Origin of the sequence: Xanthomonas sp. D-99, from assembly GCF_017746145.1 — a bacterium.
GTDB lineage: Bacteria > Pseudomonadota > Gammaproteobacteria > Xanthomonadales > Xanthomonadaceae > Xanthomonas > Xanthomonas cissicola.
Genome location: NZ_JAGHWU010000002.1, coordinates 81,912 through 107,585, shown reverse-complemented (window position 1 = coordinate 107,585; position 25,674 = coordinate 81,912). Strand labels below are relative to the sequence as shown.

Here is a 25,674-nt window from a genome sequence, read left to right as displayed (position 1 = left end):
GTCGAGCGACGATGGCGTGCGATTGAACGTTCAACCAACGTCACGCCAGCAGCGAAAGCCCACTGGAGAAGGCGTGTCTGGAACAAGAATCTGGTGATCGCGTGCCGCGTTGAAGCCGGAACGGCCCTGCTCGCATGCCGATGGCCGTATGTCAGGCACTTGCGGCGCAAAAGAGACAAGCGCGTGCCGATGTGGGTGGCGAAGGCTCGCGGTTACAGCAAGAGTGGTGCCTGCAGGCTGACGCATGAGGCGGCAGCCTGCAGGTCGTGGCCGGTAGGGGCGACCAACAGTTCGTTACTGCATCGATCCGGTGTCGCTCGCAAGGCTGACGCCGAGGCCGCCACCAAAGTCACCGCCGGCCCCGCCGCCGAAGCCACCACCATTCCGTGCCTGCAGAATGTCTCCGACGATATTCATCAGCATCTGCGTGTACTGCGACGGGGAGCCATTGGACTGCCCAGCTTGCTGGGCATTATTGCTCTGCTGCAGCAGGGCAATAATGAGCTGTGTCAGCAACTGGTCGAGCTGCTTTTCCGAGATGCCCTGGTTGGACTGATTGGTTTGGTTGCCCCGGCTCCAATAAGATTGCGGGCCCTGGTTCGAGCCAACCTGGAAGAAGGACGAGTTGAAGCCGGTCTGCGCCGCTGGGTTCAAAGAATTAACCATGACGATTCCTCTCTGATTAACTGGGGTTTGGTTTCGCTCAACGGCCATGCTTGCGCAACGGCCGTTGCCGGGCGTGTTTTACGCCCCGACGGAACAGTAGAAGCGGCAATCGATCGTCGCCAGAGAGTTTGCGAAATTGCGCTTGTGCGTGCGAAGGAAATAAACGACAAAATGATTTCGCAGCGAGCGCAAATCCAGAAGTCGTCGTCAGTTGGCGTTTTTTCGCTTGCATGTTAAGTGTTTCGTCGGTTTCGAGTAAATCATGTACAGGTGGCGTTATGTTGCCGCCGTCGAGCGCCGTGGGTCGTTGTATGCCGGCGCTCTACTCACCTGGAGACCTGTATTCAACCGAAATCGAGGTAACGACAAATGATCGGTTCAACGATCGTCTACCGGCATGTCGATAAAGTATCCAATTTCCAGTTTGAGTCCGCGTCCGGGCCTTTACCAAAGCGACACATGCGCGCGAGAAGGTCCGGATGTGGTCGTCGAGCAGGCGCCGGGCCACAGCGCGTTCTATTTGCAGCGGTATTGGCGTGCGCATCGCCGTTCGCACGCGCGGATTGCTTTGAAGAGGCTGCCGGATATCAGCACGTGAACCCTTGGGTGCTGCGTGCCATTGCCTGGCAGGAATCGCGCGGTCGTGCCGACGCGATCCATCGCAACAACAACGGCACGGTGGATTATGGAAAGATGCAGATCAACTCCATCCACCTGCGGCGATTATCCAGCTATGGAATCTCCAGGGATGCGTTGATGCATCCGTGCATCAGTGTGTATGTCGCGGCATGGCGCTTGCGCGAAATGACCAACAAGTACGGAAACACCTGGGCCGCGGTAGGGGCCTACCATTCCGAAACCCCAGGTGAGCGCGATAAGTATGCGCATGCCATCCATTCGATTCTGCTAAGTCGCGGCGTGATTGATGAATAGCGCGTGCGCCACTGCAGGAGGGCGTAGGTGTAGCCGGATTTGCGCAGGAATTCCCTGGTGGGATGGCGTAGGACTGTACAAAGCGACGGAGCGCCGCGACGGAATTATCTGCGGACAATAGCGCGTATGTTTTAGTTACTGCGCATACGGTGACTGAAATGATCATCGCCATAGCAGCATCCGTCATCATGTGTCGACAATGTGCGTAGCGCGGCTGGATACCCGCTGTGCAAAGACCAGCTAGCCGAGACCTGAGCTGAGAATTGGCATGCGCAGCCTAGCTCTCGATCGATTCCCGCTGTACGCCGCTGCCGGTCGGTTTTTAGCACTTGCTGGAGGCTGCGCATGGAGCCGCCAACAGCTGTCGCACACGCACTGCGGGTAAGCCGTCAGTGCGTGTGCGACCACCATGTGCTTGCACTCGCCGATGGCTGCGCGATAGCCGGCGCGACGCACGGTCGCGCTCACTCAGTTCGCATGCGAGCGGCCTCGGCTTCGCGAACTGCCGCTGCAGCCTGCCAGGTGCCGGCAATGACCTTGTACTGCATGCCGGCGGCCATGCCCGCCAACGTATTGGAGAGCAATGCGCTGCGTGCCGGCGACAAACCGAGCCAGTGGCCAATCATGTTGACTGCTGTACCAAATGCGATGTTGGAATTGATGGCGGCCGTGCGCGCCACAGACTGATCCATGACCCGCTCATAGTCTTCGCGCTTGGCCTTCCAGCTTGGTTCCCAGATCTGCTGCGTCCCGGCTTCGTCTGCTTCGTGTTGGGTGACATTGAGCCAGTCGGCTGTCTCCAGACCGACATTCAAGGCCGCGTTCACCGCCGCTTGCTGAAAGACGACCCTGGTCGCCTTTCCCATGTTGAAGGGCGACATCAGTCCTGCCCAGCGCTGCCTGGCCGATGCAAAGTCTGGTGCCTCCAGCTCATTGGATGCCAGGTTGGTCAGGACGTTGGCCATGCCGTAAAACCTGCCTGCACTGGTGACGTGGGGATCGCTGACGCCACCGTTGGTTGGTGCCCGCATTCCCACCATGCGGAATGTCGCCTGGATGGCGTCACGGGCCGCCGCATAAGGGGCGACCTTGAGCCCACTGGCCAGCAGTCTGGCCGCCATCTCAGGTCGGCCAGAAGCCTTGCCGGCAGCGCCGATGGCGATATTGCTCAAGATGCCGGCCAGCGCGAGCCGGGTGACCAGATCCGAATAATGTTGCTGCTCGCTTCTCTTGTGATGACGTTCGTCTTCGGACAGCGCTTCCCACTGTTCAAGATTAAGGTTGTGAAAGCCTCGGGCGGCGGCGTCGGGGTTGCGGTTCTCGCGGTTGCGCCGCAGCGTATGCAGCGCCAGATGCAGCGTGCCCGACACTGCCTGCATGGCGACGACCGCTTCGGGTGGGAGCTGGCGAAACGCGGCAAACAGCGCTTCGCCGATCAACTCGCGCACGAACGTGGTCGGGCCCACGGAGGTGGTCTGGTGCACGAGATGTCCCAGCGCAGCGCCCAGGTATTGTTTGTCGAAGCTGATCGGCAGGACACCGCGCGCCGCAGCGGCGACCGCTGTCGCGGTGGGTCCAAGGAGGGTCGTGACTCCATGTGTTGCACCTGCCCCGACTGACGCAGCCAGCGTGCCCAAGCGCGCAGCGGCCGTCGCCGAGGTGGATGCCTGCGCTTGGGAACCGTGTTGTGCAGCGTATTCGGTGCCAAGCGACGGCGGGGCTGATGGTTCGAAAGAGTCTTCAGCGTCATAGAATCGCTCGCTACCGCTCTGTTCCCTACGCAGCGAAGCATGCAGCTGCGGACTGCCTTGGGACGGTAGGTCTGCGTCGCTGGCGGTTTCATACCCGCTGTCGCTTCCCGTGCTATTGCGTCGTGCCGAAGGTCTGGACGGCAGGCCGGAGAGAGGAGACCCGATCTCGTGCGTCGATGTATCGCTGCCTCGTTGTGCCGGCATCTCGATCACGACGTCGCCACTTGTCGCTTGCGATTGCTGGGAGGTACTGGCTGAAGGGATCTTCATCACGGCATGTCCTCGCATTGATGGGGTATCGGCACGCTTCGTCCAGGCGTGCAGGGTGATTGATCGATGGCGCCGGACGATGGGTCCCGCAGCAAGACGGGCGTGGTGGCGAGCGTCGTGATTGCAGCGTCGGGATCGCCCTTGGCAGTCGGACGCGTCGACCGGAGAATCAAGCGTGATGTGTGGCACGCCGACCCGGCATGGTGCATATGCTGCGCTCAGCTGCCCGTGCAACTGGAGCGTGACTTCTTCGCTCGCACTCGCAGCGCCAAGGCGTTCCTGCTATCCACGGCAACCCTGCGCGGTATGTGTCATCGTTTCCGGCGAACTTAAAATTCGCATAAATCCACGGAATCTCGACGCGTGCTTGGCGAAGCGATCATTCCGGATCCGAACAATCAATTCGTACGTGCGGGTCAATTATGTTTTCTGCTGCGGCGGTCTTTGCGCGGGCAAAGACGGGTGCGCGCGTACCGGCAGCGCTGCGACATGGGTTGTAGTAGACATTGGTGCACGTACAGAGCGATGCCGCAACGGTGGGGGTAGATTGCGTGAGCGATCGCCCAGGGCGCGTGGTGTGGCCGTAGAGCAGGCGACAGCATCTCCGAGCACCAAGTCCGCGAAGCCAACAAGGTGCAACCGCACCAAGGTGCCAGGCAGCTGCCTTGGCCGCGTTTTCCTACCACCGCTGCGATCTATCTGCTTGCTGCCCATATCCTTACTCGCAAGCAAGGTACCTCCTGCCTAATCCTGCGGACCGGGTCGAGCCTGATTGAGTGCGGTGAATCGAGTGAATGCGTCGGTCCGTGGCTAGGCTGCTGTCGAGCGATGCCTTGCTGGGATCACGGAATAAAGGGGCAGCAGTTGGCTTTTTTTTGGAAAGTTGCAAATGCGGTTGACGCACCTTGAGGTGACCCGCATCCGAGGGGCTGACGTTTCGCAAGCGCCAGTAGATTCAAAGCAGTCGGCCCGCCGCAGGGTGAGTGCGACGGGCCGAATGCCGTTCAAGGGTCACAGCGTTTTGAGGAGCGCTTCGCGCATCGCTAGGTGGCGTGCCGCGATGCCAATGCTGCAACGGTTGGCAGCAGCTCAGGTAATAAGCCAACCTCCAGATCAGAGCATGTCCGGCGGCGCGGCGGTGGCCTTGGAGTGCTGCTTGCCGCGTGCATGTTCGATGGCAGTGCGCAGCTTGCGCGCAGCTCCGGTCACGGCAGAGGCCGTCGTTTCGGCGCTGTTGGTGGCCGCAATCGGCGGCAGGCCGGCGACGTGTGCTTCGATGCTGCAGGTTCGATCCCCCGCGCCGCCGCGCTGGCCGTTCTCATCACGCAAATGCACTTCCACACGGGTGATGTCGCTGGCGAAATGCGCCAGCTGGGCGGTGCAGGTCTTTTCGACATGCGCCACAACAGACGGATCGTGCGGCACGTGCTTGTCGGTCTGGATCTGAATCTGCATAGAGGATCTCCTTCGCGGTCATCCGCTGCGTCTGCCGCAGCGGTGGCTTGATTCTGCGTCAGCGGCGTGTTGTCGCAAAGTGACAACGCGGCATGCCCATTCATGCGCTAGCAGGGTCCTTTGCCGCCATCGTCGCGGTGCGGGGAGATCGTCCGATCGGTTCGCGGTCGCGGACCTGCCGCGGCTGAACCACCGGCGCCAGCGATCGGCTCGATCGAGGGCGGTGCCTTAAGATGCCGGCACCCGCGGTTGCCCGCGCCTGTTCGATGCCTGCCTGTGTCCGAATTCCGATTTACCTGTGGTGCCCGCCAGGGCTTGTTGCGGCGTCTATTGTTCCTGGCCGCGCTGTGGATGGTTTGTATTGGCGCGGCTGTGGCCCAGGACGAGGACACGGTGCTGGAGACCGCGCAGACCCAACTGGACAGCATGCAAAAAGTGCTGACCCAAGCCGAAGCGGGGATGGAAAAATCCGACACCGACCAGTTGCGCAAGCTGGCTGACGATGTCACCGGCACGCAGCGCCAGGCCCAGGATCTGGCGCGCTCGCTGGAGCCTCCGTTGAAGGAGCTGTCCGTCCGGCTGGCCGGCCTTGGCGAAGAGCAGAAGACCGACCCACCAGATCTACGCGACCAACGCCGCGCGCTCACGCGCGAGCGCAACGGGCTGGATGCCGAGCTCAAGCGGGCGAACCTGCTGGCACTGGATGCCAAGGATCTCGCCGACCGGCTCGAAGGCGAGCGCGCCCAGCGCTTCAGCGAGAAACTCTCCGCGCGCGCTGCCTCGCCGCTGTCGCCCGCGTTGTGGAATGAGATCGCGCAGGAATGGCCCGACGACCGCACGCGCCTGCAGGCGCTTTCCGACAAGGCCGTACAGGCGGTGCGCACCGGCACGGCGACCAACGGTATCGCCGGTCTGGTGATCGGGACGCTGGCGGCATTGATGCTGGCATTTCCGTTGCGCATCTTCCTGCGTCATCTGGGGCGGCGGTATGCGGCCTCGCGTGCGCCCGGTGGCCGCTTGCGGCGCTCCGGCCTTGCACTGTGGTTTTTGTTGGTCGGCACCCTGACGCTGGGCATGGCGGCATGGGCATTGGCCGAGAGCGTCCGCGCACTGAGTGAGCTGCCGACGGATCTGGAGCAGCTGCTGAGTGCATTTGTAGTGATCAGTTGCGTGTCGGCCTTCGTCGGTTCGCTCAGCGCCAGCCTGTTGATGAAGCACCAGCCCACCTGGCGTCTGTTCCCGTTGGACGATGCAACCGTCGATCGTTTGCGCGTGCATTGTCTTGCCACGGCCGCGGTGAGCTGGTTCAGCGGTATGGCGATCAGAATCAACGACGTGGCGCGCAGCAGCGGCGCATTGACGATCGCTACCGATGCGGTTGCGGCGCTGTTGTATGCGGGATTGATTCTGTCGGCACTGGCTGGCCTGACCCTGTCGTTGCGCGCGCATGCCGCAAACGTGGGTGCGGCCGATGCGGACAGCAGCGCACCGCCGCCGGTGGTGTCGCGTGGCGGCGGTTACATCGTGCTGATCCGTCTGCTGGGCCATCTGGCAGTGATCTTCGCGTTGGTGGCGGCCCTGTTCGGCTACATCAATCTGGCACTGTTCGTCGAGCAGCAGATCATCTGGATCACCCTGGTGTGCAGCGTGCTCGCGCTACTGGTGATGTTTGCCGACGACCTGACGACCTGGGTGTTCAAGCCGGAGAGCCGTTTCAGCCGTGCGCTGTCGCATGCACTGAATGTCGGTAGCGGGCGGTTGGTGCAGGTGGGATTATTGATCTCTGCGGCAGTACGCGTGCTGCTGGTGCTGCTGGGTATTGCCGCGCTGGTGACACCGTACGGCGCCAACCTCGCCGCAGTGACCGGCTGGTTGGAAAACGTTTCGCACGGGATTGCGATTGGCAAGGAACTTGTCATCACGCCCGGCGACGTGGCCAGGGCGCTATGCGTGTTCCTGCTCGGCATGGGCCTAGTCCATATCGTGCAGAAGTGGCTGCTCAACACGTATCTGCCCAAGACCGAACTGGATGCGGGAGCGCGAAATTCGATCAGCACGGTGGCGCGTTATCTGGGTTGGTTGATCGTGGCGGTGTGGGGGCTCACGGCGCTGGGTCTGGATTTGAAGCGATTGGCGCTGGTATTGAGCGCACTGTCGGTGGGTATCGGTTTTGGTCTGCAGGCGATTACGCAGAACTTCGTGTCGGGATTGATCTTGCTGGCCGAGCGGCCGGTGAAGATCGGCGACTGGGTGCGTATCGGCGATCAGGAAGGCGACGTGCGCAAGATCAGCGTGCGTGCGACCGAAATCCAGGTGGGCGACCGCTCCACGTTGATCGTGCCCAATTCGGAGTTGATCACCAAGAGCGTGCGCAACATGACGCTGTCCAATCCGATGGGCCGTGTGCAGTTGCAGTTCTCGGTGCCGCTGGAAACCGACGTGGCCAAGGTGCGCGACATGTTGCTGGCCTTGTTTGCCGAGCACGAGAAGGTGCTGGCCGAACCGGCGCCATCGGTGTTCATCGATTCGCTGGCCGGCGGGCACGTCAATTTCAATTCGTTCGCCTACGTGAGCAGCCCGCGCGATTCCTATGGCGTGCGCAGCCAGTTGTTCTTCGCGCTGCTGCAGCGCATGGCGACGGTGGGCATTGCATTGCAGTCGCCGCAGGAGATCCGCTTCAGTCGTGCAGGTGCAGCCGTGGCGCGCGAGACGGGAGACGGTGCGGCTGCGTCGGATGACTGAGCTGGCGAGGGCTGCGAGGGCTGCGCAGCGGTGAGTCGGTCGGCTTGCGCTGATTGCGCAGCCATGCCTGACTATCGCTGGATGCATCTCGGCGCATCAGGAGCGATCCGCCACCGGGATGTCCTTGACCAAGGCCAGATCGTCTACGCTGACGTCTTCGGTGTAGTCCAGCCAGGCGCGGATTTCCAGGTCTTCCACCGCATGTTCCAGGCCCACCGGCATGCGGATGCGCCCGGCGGCGTCGGGCACCACCCATTGCTGTGCCAGCACGACCTTACGTTCGGAGGACACCGCTTCCACCCAGAACGCGCGCGTGGGCCGGCGCTTGGCGTAGAGCTCGAGCATGTAGCGGCCTGCATCGGTCTTGCGCGCTTCCTGGGTGAGCATGATGGGCTGGCGTACGCGTGGACGCGGGCCCTGCTGGGTGGCCTCCAGCGGCGCGTCGACGGCGATGCCGCGGGTGAGGTCCGGGTCGCGATACAGCTTCATGCTCTGGTGGCGGTCCACCACCAGTGCGCACCAGTCGCCATCGGCCGAGCCGTCTTCGAACGCCGTGCAGCGATCCACATAGGCCAGCGTGCCCTTGGAATGCGTGCGGTCGAACTGACGCGAGGTGTTTTCCAGGTACACCGTTTTCAGGTTGGTGTCCTTGTCGTATTCCAGCAGTACCGGTGGGCGCACCTGTTGCACGCCGACCACCACATCGCCATTGCCATTGATGCGCAGCATGCGCGTACTGCGCCCGGTCCACAGCGTGCGCGCGTAGGCCAGATAGCGCGGATAGTCCTTGCCGCTGTCGCGGCTGGCGGCAACGCTGGCGCTGGGCGGGGCATCGCTGGCCAGCAGCGAGCGGCCAAAGCCCAGCGTGCGCATGCCCGGTTCCAGCAACTGCAGCAGCGTTGCGCCCGAATCGAGCGTGCTGTCCGCGCGCGTGACGACCTGTTGTGGCGCGATGTCCTTGCCCAGGAATAGCAGCAGGTTCTCGCGCTTGTGCTTGGCCAATACGTCGCTCAAATCGTTGGGCATCGCCAGATGATCCGAGGCGATGACGATGATGGTGTTCTTGCCATAGCGGCTGTTGCGGATGCGTGCGACCAGCTCGCCGATCAAACGGTCGCTGCACTTGATGGCGTGCAGCAGGCCGATATCGCCCAGTGCGCTGTCGTAGTGCTGACCCTTGCATGCCAACGGCAGGTGGCCGGCCGGGTGGTGCGTGTCCATGGTCAGCGTAGTCAGCATGAAGGGTTGGCCGGCGCGCGACAGCGTCTGGAAGCTGTCCCACGCATCGTCCAGCAACACGTCGTCGTGCACGCCCCATGCGGAAAAGTGCTTCTGCGCGACGCCCTTGTCGTGGAAATGGTGCACGTCATGCACCACGTCGAAGCCGTGGCTGGACAGGAAACGCCCCTTGCCCGCGAAGCTGGCATCGGCGCCGCCCACGTAATGGTTGCGGTAGCCCTGGTCCTTGAGGTAATCGCCCAGGCAGCGCGCTTCGGGCAGGAACATGCCCATGCGGTCCATGCTGTTTTCATCGCCCGGCGCGGTGGTGAGCGGCACGCCGCACATCGAGGCGACCATGCCGGCGATGGTCCAGCCGCTGCCTTCGGTGGAGGCGAGATTGCGCACGTCCACCGCTTCGGTCGCAAGCGCGCGCAAGTTGGGCATCAGGCCCCGAAACACCTGTTCGTCGAAGTAGGTGCGCTCCAGGCTTTCGCCATAGATCCAGACGATGTTCTTGCGCTTCTGCAACGGTTGCTGCGGCACCTGGTATTCCGGCACCACGGTGGCGTAATCGACCGGGCGCAGCTGGTAGTACAGGCGCTTGCCATCGCGATACAGCGGGCTTGCGGCGATGCCGACCAGCAACATGCCCACGAAGCCTGCGAACACGGCGCCGCCACCACGCGGATGCTGGAAGCGTCGTACCCGCACCAGCAACAGCGGGCTCAGCGAGAGCAACAGCATGCCGACGAAAACCGCGATATAGCCGGAAAAATCGCTGACGCCAGCGCCGTCCATGTCGGCGCGCAGGTGATACAGCGTGGCTGCATTGATGCCGTCGCCACTGAGCCTGTCGACCAATCCCCAGGCGCTGAGCAGCAGCAGAAAGAGCGACAACAGGCCAGCCTTGAGCCATGCCAGACGCGGAGAGGCGACCAACAGCCACAGCAAGAGCAACAACGAAACCAACAACATCCAATGCATGCGCAGCGTCCGTGGGGGAATGATGCGAGCGCGTACCGGACGCCTTGCTCGCCATGTCCTGTGCGCCACCTGCCATGTGACACCCGGATGACGGACTATGCCGCGCCCAAGCTGACTGAAATGTTTGTTGTGGCCAAGACCCGGCGACCTCTGACCCCGCATCGCCGGACAGCGGTTACGCATCTCCGCGCACCAAGCCGCACGGCGCTGCTGAAACGCAGGTGGCGCCGAGATGCAGTGCGCCCATGCGCGATAGTGGTTGTGCTCGCTGCGGCGTTGCCACTCTCAGCGAGAAGATGTGCGCAAGCCATGGTGCGCGCAGGACGCTTGCAGTCAGTTACACCGAGCACGATGCAACGCGCGATGGTCACAAGCACCTGACTGCGGGGCACCAAGGCGCCCACTTGCTGCAGCCCGTGCTGACGACTAGCGGTGCCCGCGCTCTTCGCGCGCGCGCACGCGGCGGTCGAACAGCAGCGCACTGACCACAATGCCCAGGCCCAGTACCACCCCGAGCAGGAACAGCACCATCGCAATGGCCGGATACCCCCACAGCTTCAGGCCGGTTTCGATGCGCATCATCTGCGCCGACGCCATGATCAGCGCGGCGGTGACGATGCCCGCCGCAACGCGGTTGGCGATCTTCTGCAGGCTTTCCATCAGGTGCGATTCTTCCAGCCCGGTGACGCGCATCTGCAGGCGGTTTTCCGCAGCCAGCGACAGGATCTCGGACATGCGGCGCGGTCCTTCGCGCACCAGGTGCTGCAGTTCCATCGCCTCGCTGGCCAGGTTGGCGGCGGACAGGGACTTCTTCAGGCGCGCGCGCATGACGTGCTGCAGATGGCGCTCGACGATGCGACGCGTATCCAGGGTGGGCGACAACGCGCGGCACACGCCTTCCAGATTCAGCAAGGTCTTGCCGAGCAGGCTCAATTCCGGCGGCGTCCGCAGGCCGGTCGAGGTGGCGATGCGCACCAGATCCAGCACCACCCGGCCTTCGGAGGTGGCATCGTGCGCTGCGTAGCGCGCGATCATCTGCCCGGTTTCGCGCTGGTAGCGCTCCTCGTCGTAATCCTCCAGCCGCGTGCTCAGCGCAATGGTCTCTTCGGCCACTTCCTCGCCGCGCCCATCGACTGCGGCAAACAGCAACTTGAGCAGGCGCTCGCGCAGGCGCGGCGGCACATGCGCCACCATGCCCAGGTCGAAGATGGCCAGGCGCCCGTCCTGCAGTACGCGCAAATTACCCGGATGCGGGTCGGCATGGATTTCGCCATGCACGAACATCTGGTCCAGATACCCTTTGACCAGTTCCGCGGCCAGGTCGTCCATCGGCTGTTCGGTGCGACGCAGGCCGGAGATCTTGTCCACGCGCACGCCTTCGGCCAGCTGCATCGTCAGCACCTTGCGGCTGCTCAGGTCCCACACCGGCTGCGGCACCCACAGCAAGGGGAACGGCTTGAGGTGCTTGCCGAAGCGCGCCAGGGTTTCGGCTTCGTCTTCGTAGTTGAGCTCGGCGCGCAGGGTCTTGCCGAATTCGCCCAGCCAGTCGGCAAAGCGCACGCGCCGGCCGATGCCGGTCAGGCGGTCGGCGGCGGTGGCGAAGCTCTTGAGCACGTCCAGATCCGAACGCACCTGCGCGGCCACTTCGGGTTTCTGCACCTTGATCGCCACTGGCGTGCCATCGCGCAGCGCAGCGCGGTGCACCTGCGCCAGCGAGGCGCAGCCCAACGGGACCGGGTCGAAGAACGAGAACGCCTTGTTGACCGAGACCCCGAGCTCTTCTTCGATGATCTGGCGGATGCGCTCCACCGGCACCGAGCTGGTGTTCTCCTGCATGCGCTCCAGCGCGGTGGCAAATTCCGGCGGCACGATGTCCGGCCGGGTCGACAGCATCTGGCCCAGTTTGACGAAGGTGGGCCCGAGCGATTCCAGGTCTGAGACGAACTGGTCCGGGGTGCCTTCTGCGGGCACTTCGTATTCGTTGATGGCCGCCGGGTCCAGGTTCATGCCAGCGAACACGCCCGAGCCGCGATAGCGCAACAACAAGCGCAGGATCTGCGTGCGCCGGCTCATGCCGCCAACCACGGCATGATCTGCCGGGCTTGTGGCCGGGGCGCGGTACGGGTCGTTCTGACTCAAGGCCATCTCCGAGGGCGTCATGCAGGCGGCGAGTGTGGCCAGCGACGGGTCGTCGCGTAGTGAATCCGCGCGCTCCCGCGCACCGCAGGCAAACCTGCCCAAGGCGAGTACGAACGGCCGCAAGCGCAGGCGCTGCGGTGCCTGCATCGCTCCGCCAACAGCGTGCAACGACCGCGCAATGGCCGCTCATCACCCCACGCGGGTGCGGGATCGGCGAGAATTTGCGACCACCCTAGAAGGACCTCCGCATGGCCGGTGCCAGCCTGTTCACCCTGCTCGACGACATCGCCACGCTGCTGGACGACGTTTCCATCCTGACCAAGGTTGCGGCCAAGAAGACCGCAGGCGTGTTGGGCGACGATCTGGCGCTCAATGCGCAGCAGGTCACCGGCGTCACGGCCGACCGCGAATTGCCGGTGGTGTGGGCGGTGGCCAAGGGCTCGCTGGTCAACAAGATGATCCTGGTGCCGGCGGCGTTGGCGATCAGCGCGCTGGAAGCGTGGCTGCGCGGGCGCGGCTACAACGTCCCGTTGGTGATGCCGCTGATGATGATCGGTGGCGCCTACCTGTGCTTCGAGGGCGTGGAAAAGCTGGCGCACAAGTTTCTGCACAACGATGAGCAGGAAGCGCAGCGGCATGCCGAACGCACCCGCGCGCTGGCCGACCAGAACGTGGACGTGGTGGCGTTGGAAAAGGACAAGGTGAAGGGCGCGATCCGCACCGATTTCATCCTCTCGGCCGAGATCATCGTGCTCTCGCTGGGCGTGGTCTCGGAGGTGTCCTTCGGGCAGCAGGTGGCGGTGCTGGTGGCCATTGCGCTGGCGATGACCATCGGCGTCTACGGCGTGGTCGCCGCGATCGTGAAGCTGGACGACCTGGGCCTGTACCTGACCAAGAAGGGCGCCGCGCTGGCGGCCCTGGGTCGCGGCATCCTGGTGGCGGCACCGTGGTTGATGAAGTTCCTGTCGGTGGCCGGCACGCTGGCGATGTTCCTGGTCGGCGGCGGCATCCTGGTGCACAACATCCCGGCGCTGCATCATCTGGTGGTGGATCTGGCCAAGTCGGCCGGCGGCATGGGCTGGCTGGTCGAAGCGCTGGGCAACATGCTGGTTGGCGTGGTCGCCGGTGCCGTCGTGCTGGGCGCGGTGATGCTGTTTCAGAAGCTGCGCGGGACCAAGCCCGCGCATTGATGCGCAGCGAGTCGCCAGACAAGCCCGCACGGTAAACGCCGCGCGGCGATTGCTCGGGCGCCCCGGGTTCGCCGCCGATCTAATCGGCGTTGATCACCCGGTTCTTGCCGGCCGCCTTGGCGTCGTACATGGCGCGGTCGGCGCGGCGGATGACCTCGTCCTGGGTCTCGTCGATCCCGCGGAGCGCCACGCCGGCGCTGAAGCTGATGAACACGCGCACGTCGTCATGCAGCAGCGAGCGCTGCGACAGGGCGCGTTGCAGGCGGATCACTGCCGCACTGGCTTCGAAGATGGTCGAGTCCGGCAGCAGCAGGACAAATTCCTCGCCACCGAAGCGGGCGATGGCGTCGGTGGTGCGCAGCACGGCCTTGGCGACCTCCACGGTGTGGCGCAGCGCGGCGTCGCCGCCGGCATGGCCATGGGTCTCATTGAGGCGGCGGAAGTCGTCCAGGTCCAGCATCGCCACGCACAAGGGCTGGCCACTGCGCTGGGTGCGCACGGCCTCACGCTGGAACAGTTCTTCGAAGCCGCGCCGGTTGAGCGCGCCGGTGAGTTGGTCTTCGCGCACTAGGCCGGCGACGTCCTTGAGCTCCTGTTCGAGCGAGGCGATGCGCTGTTCGGAATCTTCCACCTGCCGGCGTGCCGCGAGCAGTTCGTCGCGCGCCGCCAGGGCCTGCGCCTGCACGCCGGCGGTGTCCTGCAGCAGATCCTGCAGCAGCCGGTTGAGGTCGGGAATGCCGCGCGCCTCGCCGATCGCCTGCGAATACCCGGCAACGCGGTCGTGGTATTCGCCAGTGCTCGTGGCCATGCCGTCCAGCCGGTCGACAAAGGACACCATCATTTCGCGCATGGCGGTCTTGGACTCGGCGATGCCCTGCTTGAGCAGACCCTGCTTGTAGGTCACCTCGCGCAAGGTGCCGCGTGCCTGTTCGATGGAACTGACGTCCAGCGGCCCGGAAATCAGCTGCCGCACCACCGAGATCTGTCCCTGCAACCAGCTGCGATCGTCGAGGAGTTCGCCGACGTTCTCCAGCAATAGGTCGAACAAGCCCAATAACAGGTTCTGTTGTTCGCTGGCATCTTCGGCGCGCAGGCCGATCTGGTGGCTGAGTTCGCGCAGGCGCTGTTCCAGCGTGATCAGCTCGTGTCCCGGGCGCCAGTGGCGCAGTGCAGATGCCAGCGTTTGTGCCTCTTCGGCAAGCTCGGGGCTGCGTTGCAGCAGCGTGGCCAGGGCATTGCCCAGCGCGTGGCGCAGCAGGTCGCGCAGTTGCTCGGCCTCCGTGCGGCCTTCGGCCAGCGAATCGCCGATGTCGATGGTGCGGATGTATTTGTCGATGAGCTGGCGCAAGGCACGGCCATAGCCGGGCCAATCGCCGGCCGCATACGCCGCGCTCAGGCGCACGCCCATGTCGCCGAGCTCGCCATGCAGGCTGGCGATGCCTTCGGCGAACGCGAGCAGCAGCGCTTCGGGATGCGCGGCATGCGAGAACAGCCGTATCAGCAATGCAGTGGCAGCGGCCGGATCGTGTGCGCCGGACTTCGCCTTGGCCGGCACCAGCTGGTGCGCGGCCAGGCCGTGACCGCTGCGCTCGCCATTGATCACCGTCGGCAGGGCAGCGGCAGGGCGCGCGGTGTCCGTGCCGCCCCAGGGCAACAGGCGGCGCAGCCCGCCACGGGGGCGGCTTGGGTGTTCGGGCTGGTCTGCCATGCGCCAGGGTCTCGAGAGGTCTTGTGCTAACGCTCGATATCGGCGCGCGGCAGGGGCGCTTGAGCAAGCCGGGCCGTAGCGCGCACCGACGGCCTGCAGGCCAAACGCGAAGCGCGGTCGCGATCAACGGAGTGAGGCGTCGATGAACCGGTTACCCAGATGAGGGCGAGCGCGGCCGAACGTTCCCGTATTCGGTGCATGTCACGGCACACGCACCGATACGGGGATGTCATTGCACTGCAATGTGGCGCTTATGCCTTGCGGCATGCGCAACTGTGCGTAAAGGAATGTGGGCTGTCGCAGAAAAGTCAGCACGTGTTCACGCATATTTTATTTGGTCGGGGTGTAGATTCCTCTGCAAGGGCGACGTGGAGTCCGCGCGTTGCCCACGCTCCTCACTCGTAGCAAGTCGTCTGGCTGAATCGGCAGACGGCGGTTTTCGCTTCGCCGTTTTTCCGTCTCCACCCACATTACGACGGACGTTTAGATGGTTGCCATGATGCCGCTTCACGCTACCACCGCACGCTTAGAGCGCAGTACGCTGCTCCCGACTCTGAAAAAGAGCGGGCGGCCGCGCGATGCGCGTGGCCGCTTCATCCGCCACCACGAGCGCTTGCCGGTTTCGTTGGCAGACACGCGCGGCGCCTTGTTCGTGGTGTCGGAAATGGCGGACTTCATCAAGGCTGGCGGGTTGGGCGACGTGGCGGCCGCGCTGCCGCGCGCGCTGCGCCACCGCTACGACGTACGCGTGCTGATTCCCGGCTACCGTGCCGTGCTCGAGCGCGCAGGCAAGGTGGAGATCGTGGGGCGCGTGTTGGCGCATGCCGCGCTGCCGGCCTGCGATATCGGCCGCATCGTGCAATCGGACGGGCTGCCGATCTACATCCTGTTGTCCAAGGAACTGTTCGAGCGCGACGGCTCGCCCTATGTGAGCACCAGCGGTTCGGAGTTCGAAGACAACGCGATTCGCTTTGCCACCTTGTCGCATGCCGCCGCGCAGATCGCGGCCGGCCATGCCGGCCTGGGCTGGAAGCCGCGCCTGCTGCATCTGAACGACTGGCCCTGCGCGCTGGCGGCTGGCTATGTGCGCTGGTCCGGCGGCACCACGCCGTGCCTGCTGACCATCCATAACCTGGCCTACCAGGGCCTGGTGCCGTATTCGATGGCCGCCGCGCTGGGCATCCCCGCCGAGCGGGTGGCCGAGTTGGAGTTCTACGGACAGATGTCGTTCCTGCGCGGCGGCATCGTCAATGCCGACCACGTCAACACGGTCAGCGTCAGCTACGCCAAGCAGATCACCGGCCCGGCACAGGGCTGCGGCCTGGACCGGCTGCTGGCCGGGCGCGCCGCCAAGGGCGCGCTCACCGGCATCGTCAACGGCATCGACGCCAGCTGGGACCCGCGCACCGACCAATACCTGGATTCGCACTTCAGCGTGAACCAATGGCAGGGCCGCCAGGCCAACGCAGCGCAGGTACGCAAGGCATTCGGGCTGCGCGAGAGCACCGGCCCGCTGTTTGCGGTGGTGTCGCGGTTGGTGCATCAGAAAGGCCTTGACCTGATCTGCGAGGTGGCCCCGCAAATCGTGGCCGCTGGCGGCCAGATCGCGGTGATCGGCGGCGGCGAGCCGGAGATCGAACAGCAGGTGGCCGAGCTGACCAGGCGCTATCCCGGCCAGGTGGGCGCCTTCATCGGCTTCGAGGAAGGCCTGGCCCGGCGGATGTTCGCCGGTGCCGACTTCCTGCTGATGCCCTCGCGCTTCGAGCCCTGCGGCCTGAGCCAGATGTATGCACAGCGCTTTGGCTGCCTGCCGATCGCCCACGCGACCGGCGGGCTGATCGACACCGTGGACGACGGCGTGACCGGTTTCCTGTTCCAGCACGCCAGCGTCGAAGCCCTGCGCCGCTGCCTGGAACGCGCCTTCGGCACCTTCCGCCTGCCCAGCCTGCTGTCTGCGATGCGGCGCGCAGCCATGCTGCGCCCCAGCGGTTGGGACGTGGCAGGCAAGAAATACCTCTCGCTCTACGAACACACCGCTGCCACCGCGCCCGCGCTCGCGACGGTGCCATGAGCGAACGGCAGGGCGGGCAGGAGCAACGCGCGCAAGCGGACGGCATGACCACGGAAGGGATCTCGGAAATGTCGCAGACCCTGCAAGCCCTGGCCGATGGCTTGCCGGCCGATGCCTTTGCGGTCCTTGGACCGAAGCCGCTCGCCGATGGCCGCCGTCAGGTGCGCGTCTTGGCCCCGGGCGCCGAGGCGATGGGCTTGATCGACCCACGCGGCAAGCTACTCGCGCTCATGCAGGCCAGCGCCATCGATGGCGTCTTCGAAGGCACTCTGGCGGTCGATGGGCCGTACCGGCTGCGCATCGTGTGGCCAGACCGGGTGCAGGAGGTCGAAGACCCGTACGCGTTCGCGGCCACGCTGGACGAATCGCTGTTGCTGCAGATCGCTGCCGGCGACGGCCAGGCGTTGCGCCGTGCGCTGGGCGCGCAGCATGTCCACTGTGGCGACGTGCCGGGCGTGCGCTTCGCGCTGTGGGCACCCCATGCCCAACGCGTGGCGGTGGTCGGCGACTTCAACAGCTGGGACGTGCGGCGGCATCCGATGCGGCAGCGCATCGGTGGCTTCTGGGAACTCTTCCTGCCGCGCGTGGACGCCGGCGCCCGGTACAAATATGCCGTCACCGCGGCCGATGTGCGGGTGCTGCTCAAGGCCGACCCAGTGGCGCGGCAGACCGAATTGCCGCCGGCAACCGCATCGGTGGTGCCCAGCGCCGCCACATTCGCCTGGACCGATGCGGCCTGGATGGCCAGCCGCGACCCCGGCGCCGTGCCGGCGCCGCTGTCGATCTACGAGGTGCATGCCGCGTCCTGGCGTCGCGACGGACACAACCAACCGCTGGACTGGCCAACCCTGGCCGAGCAGTTGATTCCCTACGTGCAGCAGCTCGGCTTCACCCATATCGAATTGCTGCCGATCACCGAACACCCGTTTGGCGGTTCCTGGGGCTATAAGCCGCTGGGCCTGTATGCGCCCACCGCGCGCCATGGCAGCCCGGACGGCTTTGCGCAGTTCGTCGATGCCTGCCACCGCGCCGGTATCGGCGTAATCCTGGATTGGGTCAGCGCGCACTTTCCCGATGACGCGCATGGGCTGGCCCAGTTCGACGGCGCCGCGCTGTATGAGCATGCCGACCCGCGCGAAGGCATGCATCGCGACTGGAATACGCTGATCTACAACTACGGCCGGCCGGAAGTGATCGCTTACCTGCTGGGCAGCGCGCTGGAATGGATCGAGCATTACCACCTCGACGGCCTGCGCGTGGATGCGGTGGCCTCGATGCTGTATCGCGACTACGGCCGTGCCGAAGGCGAGTGGGTGCCCAACGCGCATGGCGGCCGCGAGAATCTGGAGGCGGTGGCGTTCCTGCGCCAGCTCAACCGCGAAATCGCCGCGCAGTTCCCCGGCGTGCTCACCATTGCCGAAGAATCGACCGCCTGGCCGGGCGTGACTGCCGCGATCAGCGATGGCGGCCTGGGCTTCACGCACAAATGGAACATGGGCTGGATGCACGACACGCTGGGCTACATGCAGCGCGACCCGGCCGAACGTGCGCAGCACCATAGCCAGCTCACCTTCGGGCTGGTGTACGCCTTCGACGAACGCTTCGTGTTGCCGCTCTCGCACGATGAAGTCGTGCACGGCACCGGTGGCCTGCTCGGGCAGATGCCGGGCGATGACTGGCGCCGCTTCGCCAACCTGCGCGCGTATCTGGCGCTGATGTGGGCGCACCCGGGCGACAAGCTGCTGTTCATGGGCGCCGAGTTCGGCCAGTGGGCCGACTGGAATCACGACCAGTCGCTGGATTGGCACCTGCTGGACGGCGCGCGGCATCGCGGCATGCAGCAACTGGTGGGCGATCTCAACGCCGCACTGCGTCGTACGCCGGCGCTGTATCGCGGCACCCATCGCGCTGAAGGCTTCGACTGGAGTGTGGCCGACGATGCGCGCAACAGCGTGCTGGCGTTCGTCCGCCACGATCCTGACGGTGGCGCACCGTTGCTGGCAGTGAGCAACCTCACCCCGCAACCGCATCACGACTATCACGTGGGGGTGCCGCGTGCCGGCCTCTGGCGCGAGATCCTCAACACCGACAGTGCCCATTACGGCGGCAGCAACCTCGGCAACAGCGGTCGCTTGGCGACCGAGCCGGTGGGCATGCATGGGCATGCGCAACGTCTGCGCCTGACCCTGCCGCCGCTGGCCACGATCTATCTGCAAGCGGAGAAATAACGATGAACCAGCGCAATGCGATCACACCGGCCTGGGGCGCCTGGCCGGCGGGTGAGGGACAGGTGCGCTTTGCGCTCTGGGCTCCAGAGGCCAAGAACGTGGATGTGGTCTTCGCCAACGGCGCGCGCAGCGCGCTGCAGGCGGGACAGGACGGTTTCTTCAGCGCCCTCATCGACTGCGCCGCCGATGCGCGTTACCGCTACAGCGTCGACGGCGGCGAGCCGGTCCCGGACCCAGCCTCGCGCTGGCAGCCCGAAGGCGTGCACGGCCCCAGCGCGGTACAGCCAACCGACGGCTATGCCTGGCAAAACACCCAGTGGCAGGGGCGGCCGTGGGACGAGGCGGTGATCTACGAAGTGCATGTCGGCACGTGCGGCGGCTATGCCGGTGTGCAGGCGCAATTGCCGCAGCTGGCGGCAATGGGCATCACCGCCATCGAACTGATGCCGTTGAGCGCGTTTCCCGGCGCGCACAACTGGGGCTACGACGGCGTACTGCCGTATGCACCGGTGGAAGCCTATGGCACACCGGACGAACTGAAGGCGCTGATCGATGCCGCGCACGGGCACGGCCTGATGGTGTTGCTGGATGTGGTCTACAACCACTTCGGCCCGGACGGCAATTACCTGCATAGCTACGCCGCGCCGTTCTTCAACGAAGACAAGCCCACCCCGTGGGGTGCGGCGATCGATTTCCGCAAGCCGCCGGTGCAGCGGTATTTTCTCGACAACGCATTGATGTGGCTGCACGAATACGGCTTCGACGGCCTGCGCCTGGATGCGGTGCACGCGATATCGCCGAACGCGTTCCTGGATACCTTGCGCGAGACCATCGAGGCCAGCCTGCCGGCCGGGCGGCATGTGCATCTGGTGCTGGAAAACGAGGCCAACCAGGCCTCGCAACTGCAGCGTGGCTATACCGCGCAGTGGGACGACGACTTCCATAACGCCCTGCATGTGCTGCTCACCGGCGAAGAGGAAGGCTATTACGCTGCGTTCGCCGACAAGCCGACTGAACACCTGGCACGCGTGCTGGGCGAAGGGTTTGCCTATCAGGGCGAGCCGGACCCGCGCGGCCATGTGCGGGGCGAACCCAGTGGCGCCTTGCCGCCGCACAAGTTCGTGGTGTTTGCGCAGAATCACGACCAGATCGGCAACCGCGCCCGCGGCGAGCGGCTGACCGTGCTGGTGTCGCCACAACGTTTGCGCGCGGCCTTGGCGCTGACGGCATTGACGCCGATGATTCCGCTGTTTTTCATGGGCGAACCGTGGGGCGCCAAGCAACCGTTCCTGTTCTTCACCGACTTCGGCCCGCCGCTGGACGAGGCGGTGCGCGAAGGGCGCCGGCGCGAGTTCGCGCACTTTGCCGCGTTCGCCGATGAAGCCCAGCGCGCCACCATTCCGGACCCGAACAGCCATTCCACGTTCGCGGCCTCGCGTTCGCCGATTGCCGATGCCGCGCATGGCGACGGCGCGCAGTGGGCAAGCTGGTTCAAGGCGCTGCTGGACGTGCGTCGTCAGTGGCTGGTGCCGGGCCTGGCGCAAGCGCGTGCGGTGCGGGCCAGCGTGCTGGCCGATGGCGCGGTGACGGCCACGTGGGAGCTGCCGGGCGGGCTGTGGCATATCGCCTTCAACGTGGGCAACCAGTCTGTGCCGTTGCCGCCGGTGCGCGGACGCGTGGCGCATGTCGAAAACGTGGCTGCCGATGCGCAGCACTTGCCGGTCGATGGCTTCGTCGCCTGGCACGAGGCGCAGGCATGAGTGCGCGCGACCCCGGCGGGGACGATCTCGGCACCCTGGCCGCCGCGGCTGGGGTCATGGTGGATTGGGTGGATGCCAGCGACCAGCCGCGGCAGGTCTGCGAGCAATCGGTGCATGCGGTACTCAGCGCGTTGGAATTGCCCGCCGCCACCGCGGCGCAACGCGCCGATAGCTTGCGCCGCTGCCAGGCACAGGCTGCTGAAGCCGCACCGCTGTTGACGGTGCAGGTGGGCGAGCCGCTGCCGTTGCGCGTGGAGGCGCATGCCAGCGGCCGCTGGACCGACGACAGCGGTGCCAGCGACGACGCACGCGCCGATGCGCAAGGGCACGTGCGCGCGCCGCAGCGTTTCGGTTACTGGACGCTGCAGATCGGCGCGATCACCCAGCAGGTGGCCGTGGCGCCGCCACGCTGCTTCAGCGTGGCCGATGCCTGTGGCCAGCCATCGCCGCGTGCCTGGGGCATGGCGCTGCAGGTGTATTCGGCACGCAGCCTGGACGACGGCGGTATCGGCGATGCCGCCGGCACGGTGGAATGGTTGCGGCACGCGGCCTTGGCCGGCGCCGACGCCCTGGCATTGAGTCCGGTGCACGCCTCGCGCCCGGTGACGGGCGGTTACAGCCCGTATTCGCCCAGCGATCGGCGCTTTCTCGATCCCTTGCATGCCGCACCGGTGCGCATCCTTGGCGAACTGGCGCTGGATGCAATCAATGCGGTGCCCGGCCTGCGCGAACGTTTCGATGGCTTGCACAACGCTGCATTGATCGACTGGCAGGCCTCGGCGCACGCCAAGTGGGAATTGCTGCGCCAGTTGTACACACGCGTTTCGCCCGATCATGCCGATCTGGTCGCCTTCCGCAACGCAGGCGGCGCAGCGCTGCAGGGCTTTGCACGCTTTGCTGCGCAGGACTTCGGCGACAACGATCCGCAGCTGCATGTGTTCACGCAGTGGCTGGCAGCGCGCAGCTGGTCCGATGCGCAACGCGAGGCCCACGAGCGCGGCATGAAGATCGGGTTGATCGCCGATCTGGCGGTGGGCTTCGACCCCAACGGCGCCGAAGCCGCCGCGGCCGCCGATACCGTATTGCGCGGTCTGGTGCTGGGCGCGCCGCCGGATGCCTTCAATGCCGATGGTCAGCATTGGGGCATCGGTGCGTATTCGCCCACTGCGCTGCGGCGCAGCGGCTACGCGCCGTATATCGCGTTGTTGCGCGCGGTGCTGCGCGACCGCGGCGGCATCCGCATCGATCACATCCTGGGCCTGATGCGGCTATGGGTGGTGCCCGATGGCGCCAGCTCCAACGAAGGTGCGTATCTGGCCTACCCGTTGCATGATCTGCTCAACCTGCTCGCGCTGGAATCGTGGCGGCACCGGGCGATCGTCATCGGCGAGGATCTGGGCGTGGTGCCGCCGGGCATCCGCGAAGAACTCTCGCAGCGGGGGGTGATGGGCATCGATGTGTTGATGTTCACCCGCAACGACGATGGCGCATTCGTCTCGCCGGCGCTGTGGCGGCCGGACGCCATCGCCACCACCACCACGCACGATCTGCCCACGCTCACCGGCTGGCGCACCGGCCGCGATATCGAATGGCGGCGCAAGCTGGAATTGATCCAGCCTGCACAGGCCAGCGACGATGCCGCCGCGCGCGACAAGGATGTGGCACGGCTGGATGCCGCTGTCGAACACGCCGGCCTGAGCAGTACGCGCGACCCGCTGCTGGGCGCGTTGCGCTTCACCGCCACCAGTGTCTCGCCGCTGGTCTTGTTGCCGGTGGAAGACGCACTGGCCCTGGACGAACAACCCAACCTGCCGGGCACCGTCGAAGTGCATCCCAACTGGCGTCGACGCCTGCCCGATCCCTTGCCGCATGCGCGCCTGAGTTCGGCGCTGCAGGGCTTTGCCGAGGCGCGTCGCGTCGCGGCCGTTTCGGAACCGCATCCATGATCGACCTCCGCGCTACCGCCCGCCTGCAGCTGCATGCCGGCTTCACCCTGCACGATGCGCTCGCGCAGGTGCCGTACTACGCAGGCCTGGGCATCAGTCACCTGTACCTGTCGCCGATCGGCACGGCCGTGCCGGGCTCCACGCACGGCTACGACAACATCGACCCGACCGTGGTCAATCCCGAACTCGGCGGCGAAGACGCCTTGGTGGCGCTCTCGCAGGCCGCGCGCGAACACGGCATGGGCCTGATCGCCGACATCGTGCCCAACCACATGGCCACGCATGCGCAGAATTCGTGGTGGTGGGATGTGCTGCGCAATGGCCGCAGCGCCAAGCACGCCGACTGGTTCGACATCGATTGGCGCGCGCCTGGGCGCGACGGCAAACTGTGGCTGGCAGTCCTGGACCGCCCCTATGCGACGGCGCTGGCCGAAGGCCTGATCACGCTGGTGATCGAAGACGACGGCAGCGCGGCGTTGGCGCATTACGACCAGCGTTACCCGATTCGTCCGCAGACGCTGGACATCCCCGAAAGAGCCGCACGTGCGCAGTGGCTGCGCGACTACAACGACGGCGCCAAACGCGGAGACGGCCGCCTGCACAAGTTGATCGAACGCCAGCCGTATCGCCTGAACTGGTGGCGCGTGGGCAACGACATGCTCAACTACCGCCGCTTCTTCGATATCACCTCGCTGGTGGCCTTGCGGGTGGAATTGCCGGCGGTGTTCGACGCGGTGCACGCGTTGCCGCTGCGGCTGGTGGCCGAAGGCCATCTGGACGGCTTGCGCATCGACCACGTGGATGGGCTCACCGACCCCACCGGCTACGTGCGCAAGCTGCGCAGCCGGCTGGATGCGGCCGGCCGCACGCGTGGGCTCAAGCCCGGCACATTGGGCCTGTACCTGGAAAAGATCCTCGCACCGGGCGAGCATCTGCCGGCCGACTGGCCGTGCGATGGCACCACCGGTTACGACTTCATGGACCAGGTGGGCGGGCTGCTGCACGGCGCCGCCGGCTTCAAGCCATTGGCGCGTGCATGGCAGAAGGTGAGCGGACGCAGTGGCGATTTCGCGCAGGAAGAACGCACCGCCCGCGATGAAATCCTGCGTGGCCCGCTGCAGAGCGAATTCAATCGCGCCGTGGGTGCATTGTCGGCGTTGGCGCGGCTGGATCCGCCCACGCGCGAGTTCAGCCCGCAGATGCTGGCGCGCGGCTTGTGCGTGTTGCTGCGCTGGTTCCCGGTGTACCGCACCTATGCCGGTGCCAAGGGCATCACCGGCAGCGAGGCGGAGCGTTTGCGCGCCACCGCGGCAAAGGCGCGCGAGGGGATGCCGGAGTCGATCGTGGCGGCCGTGGATGCGATCGAGCGGTGGTTGCTCGACGATGCCGGCGCAGACCGTGCGCAGATCGCCTTGCGGCGCATCCTGCGCCGTCGCGTGGAGCAGCTGTCCGCACCGCTCAATGCCAAGTCGGTGGAAGACACCGCGTTCTACCGGCATGGCGTGCTGCTGTCGCGCAACGAGGTCGGCAGCCATCCCACCCATTTCGCCAACGACGCGGCCGAGTTCCACGCGCAGAATCTCGAGCGTGCCAAGCACTACCCACGCGCGTTGCTGGCCACCGCCACCCACGACCACAAGCGTGGCGAAGACCTGCGCATGCGGTTGGCGGTATTGTCCGAGCAACCGCGCTGGTGGATCGAGCAGAGCGCCCAGTTCGATGCGCTGGCCGACGCGCTCCAATCGCCGGCCCTGGCTGGCGGCGACCAGCAGATGCTATGGCAGACCCTGGTGGCGGCGTGGCCGATCGGCCTGGGCGCCGATCAGACCGAACCGCTTGCCGACTACGCCGAGCGCATTGCGCAATGGCTGCTCAAGGCGGTGCGCGAAGCCAAGCTGCACACCAGCTGGACCGACGGCTCGCCGGCCTATGAGCAAGCCGTGCAGGCCACCGTGGAGCAGGTGCTGTGCAGCCGTGCCGGGCTGCCGCTGCGGCGTGCGCTGCTGCGCGCCAGCAACCACATCGCTGCCGCTGGGGCACGCAACAGCCTGGTGCAAACCACCTTGCGCCTGACCGTGCCCGGTGTGCCCGACCTGTACCAGGGTACCGAAGGCTGGGATCTGTCGCTGGTGGATCCGGACAACCGCCGTCCGGTGGATTACGCCCAGCGCCAGCAATGGCTGCAGCAGGCGCGCGACTTCACCGGGTTGCTGCGCAGCTGGCGCGATGGCGCGGTCAAGGCCCGCCTGACGGCGCTGTTGCTGCAGTTGCGCGGCGAATTTCCAGCGCTGTTTGCGAAGGGCGCCTACCAGCCCTTGAACATCGCGATCAGCGGCGATGCACAGGTGCTGGCATTCCGTCGCCAGTATCGCGGTCAGTCGCTGGTGGTGGCCGTCACGCGGCTGGGCGCTGGCGTTGAGGGCGAGGGCGATCTGCCATTGCTGGTGGCGCCTGCCACCTGGGGTCAGGCGTCGTTGGCATTGGGCGAGGGCACATACCGTAATGTGCTCGATGGCAGCACGCTGCAGTCGCAGCGCGGCCGCGTGGCGCTATCTACGCTGTTTGCACGTGCGCCGGTGGCAGTGTTGCTGTCCCAAGACAATTGACCCC

14 protein-coding genes are annotated in these 25,674 nt (G+C 65.5%); 8 read left to right on the top strand and 6 right to left on the bottom strand.

Annotated features, from left to right (window positions below):
* Positions 1 to 294: 294 nt before the first annotated feature.
* Positions 295 to 654, bottom strand: a complete 360-nt coding sequence (gene xopA, locus J7360_RS00980; protein WP_209033093.1) for a XopA/Hpa1 family type III secretion system protein — start codon at positions 652 to 654, stop codon at positions 295 to 297.
* 381 nt (positions 655 to 1,035) lie between these two features.
* On the opposite strand from xopA, the gene J7360_RS00975 reads away from it, so the two are divergent.
* Entirely contained in the window at positions 1,036 to 1,599 is a 564-nt protein-coding gene (locus J7360_RS00975; protein WP_057658816.1) for a lytic transglycosylase domain-containing protein, read from the top strand.
* A 464-nt stretch (positions 1,600 to 2,063) separates the two neighbouring features.
* On the opposite strand, the gene J7360_RS00970 is transcribed toward J7360_RS00975, so the two are convergent.
* Positions 2,064 to 3,623, bottom strand: a complete 1,560-nt coding sequence (locus J7360_RS00970) for a hypothetical protein (protein ID WP_209033065.1) — start codon at positions 3,621 to 3,623, stop codon at positions 2,064 to 2,066.
* A 1,110-nt stretch (positions 3,624 to 4,733) separates the two neighbouring features.
* Positions 4,734 to 5,075, bottom strand: coding sequence for an HPF/RaiA family ribosome-associated protein (locus tag J7360_RS00965; RefSeq protein WP_057658809.1), 342 nt, complete (start codon positions 5,073 to 5,075; stop codon positions 4,734 to 4,736).
* 351 nt (positions 5,076 to 5,426) lie between these two features.
* On the opposite strand from J7360_RS00965, the gene J7360_RS00960 reads away from it, so the two are divergent.
* Entirely contained in the window at positions 5,427 to 7,817 is a 2,391-nt protein-coding gene (locus J7360_RS00960) for a DUF3772 domain-containing protein (RefSeq protein ID WP_244667734.1), read from the top strand.
* A 96-nt stretch (positions 7,818 to 7,913) separates the two neighbouring features.
* Here J7360_RS00960 and J7360_RS00955 read toward each other — a convergent pair whose 3' ends face one another.
* Complete coding sequence (locus J7360_RS00955; protein ID WP_209033063.1) at positions 7,914 to 10,022, bottom strand: phosphoglycerol transferase I; 2,109 nt, start codon at positions 10,020 to 10,022, stop codon at positions 7,914 to 7,916.
* 426 nt (positions 10,023 to 10,448) lie between these two features.
* On the bottom strand, positions 10,449 to 12,167 hold the full coding sequence (locus J7360_RS00950) for an AarF/UbiB family protein (protein WP_057658913.1): 1,719 nt from the start codon (positions 12,165 to 12,167) through the stop codon (positions 10,449 to 10,451).
* A gap of 242 nt (positions 12,168 to 12,409) precedes the next feature.
* On the opposite strand from J7360_RS00950, the gene J7360_RS00945 reads away from it, so the two are divergent.
* Complete coding sequence (locus tag J7360_RS00945; protein ID WP_057658805.1) at positions 12,410 to 13,351, top strand: DUF808 domain-containing protein; 942 nt, start codon at positions 12,410 to 12,412, stop codon at positions 13,349 to 13,351.
* Positions 13,352 to 13,430: 79 nt separating this feature from the next.
* Here J7360_RS00945 and J7360_RS00940 read toward each other — a convergent pair whose 3' ends face one another.
* A complete protein-coding gene (locus J7360_RS00940) occupies positions 13,431 to 15,059 on the bottom strand; it encodes a GGDEF domain-containing protein (protein ID WP_007974842.1) in 1,629 nt (542 codons plus the stop codon).
* A 487-nt stretch (positions 15,060 to 15,546) separates the two neighbouring features.
* Between J7360_RS00940 and glgA the strand changes: the two genes are divergently transcribed.
* From glgA to treY, 5 genes are read left to right on the top strand one after another with little or no spacing between them, the layout of a single operon-like run.
* Positions 15,547 to 17,130 (top strand): glycogen synthase GlgA, encoded by a 1,584-nt coding sequence (gene glgA, locus J7360_RS00935; RefSeq protein ID WP_209033061.1) that lies wholly within the window; start codon positions 15,547 to 15,549, stop codon positions 17,128 to 17,130.
* Complete coding sequence (locus J7360_RS00930) at positions 17,127 to 19,358, top strand: 1,4-alpha-glucan branching enzyme (protein WP_209033059.1); 2,232 nt, start codon at positions 17,127 to 17,129, stop codon at positions 19,356 to 19,358. The genes glgA and J7360_RS00930 overlap by 4 nt, the downstream gene beginning before the upstream one ends.
* A 2-nt stretch (positions 19,359 to 19,360) precedes the next feature.
* The gene (gene treZ / locus J7360_RS00925) at positions 19,361 to 21,118 is read left to right on the top strand and encodes a malto-oligosyltrehalose trehalohydrolase (RefSeq protein ID WP_057658795.1); all 1,758 of its coding nucleotides are present in this window, start codon (positions 19,361 to 19,363) and stop codon (positions 21,116 to 21,118) included.
* Positions 21,115 to 23,064 (top strand): 4-alpha-glucanotransferase, encoded by a 1,950-nt coding sequence (locus J7360_RS00920; protein ID WP_209033057.1) that lies wholly within the window; start codon positions 21,115 to 21,117, stop codon positions 23,062 to 23,064. The genes treZ and J7360_RS00920 overlap by 4 nt, the downstream gene beginning before the upstream one ends.
* On the top strand, positions 23,061 to 25,670 hold the full coding sequence (gene treY, locus J7360_RS00915) for a malto-oligosyltrehalose synthase (protein ID WP_209033055.1): 2,610 nt from the start codon (positions 23,061 to 23,063) through the stop codon (positions 25,668 to 25,670). The genes J7360_RS00920 and treY overlap by 4 nt, the downstream gene beginning before the upstream one ends.
* Positions 25,671 to 25,674 lie beyond the last annotated feature (4 nt).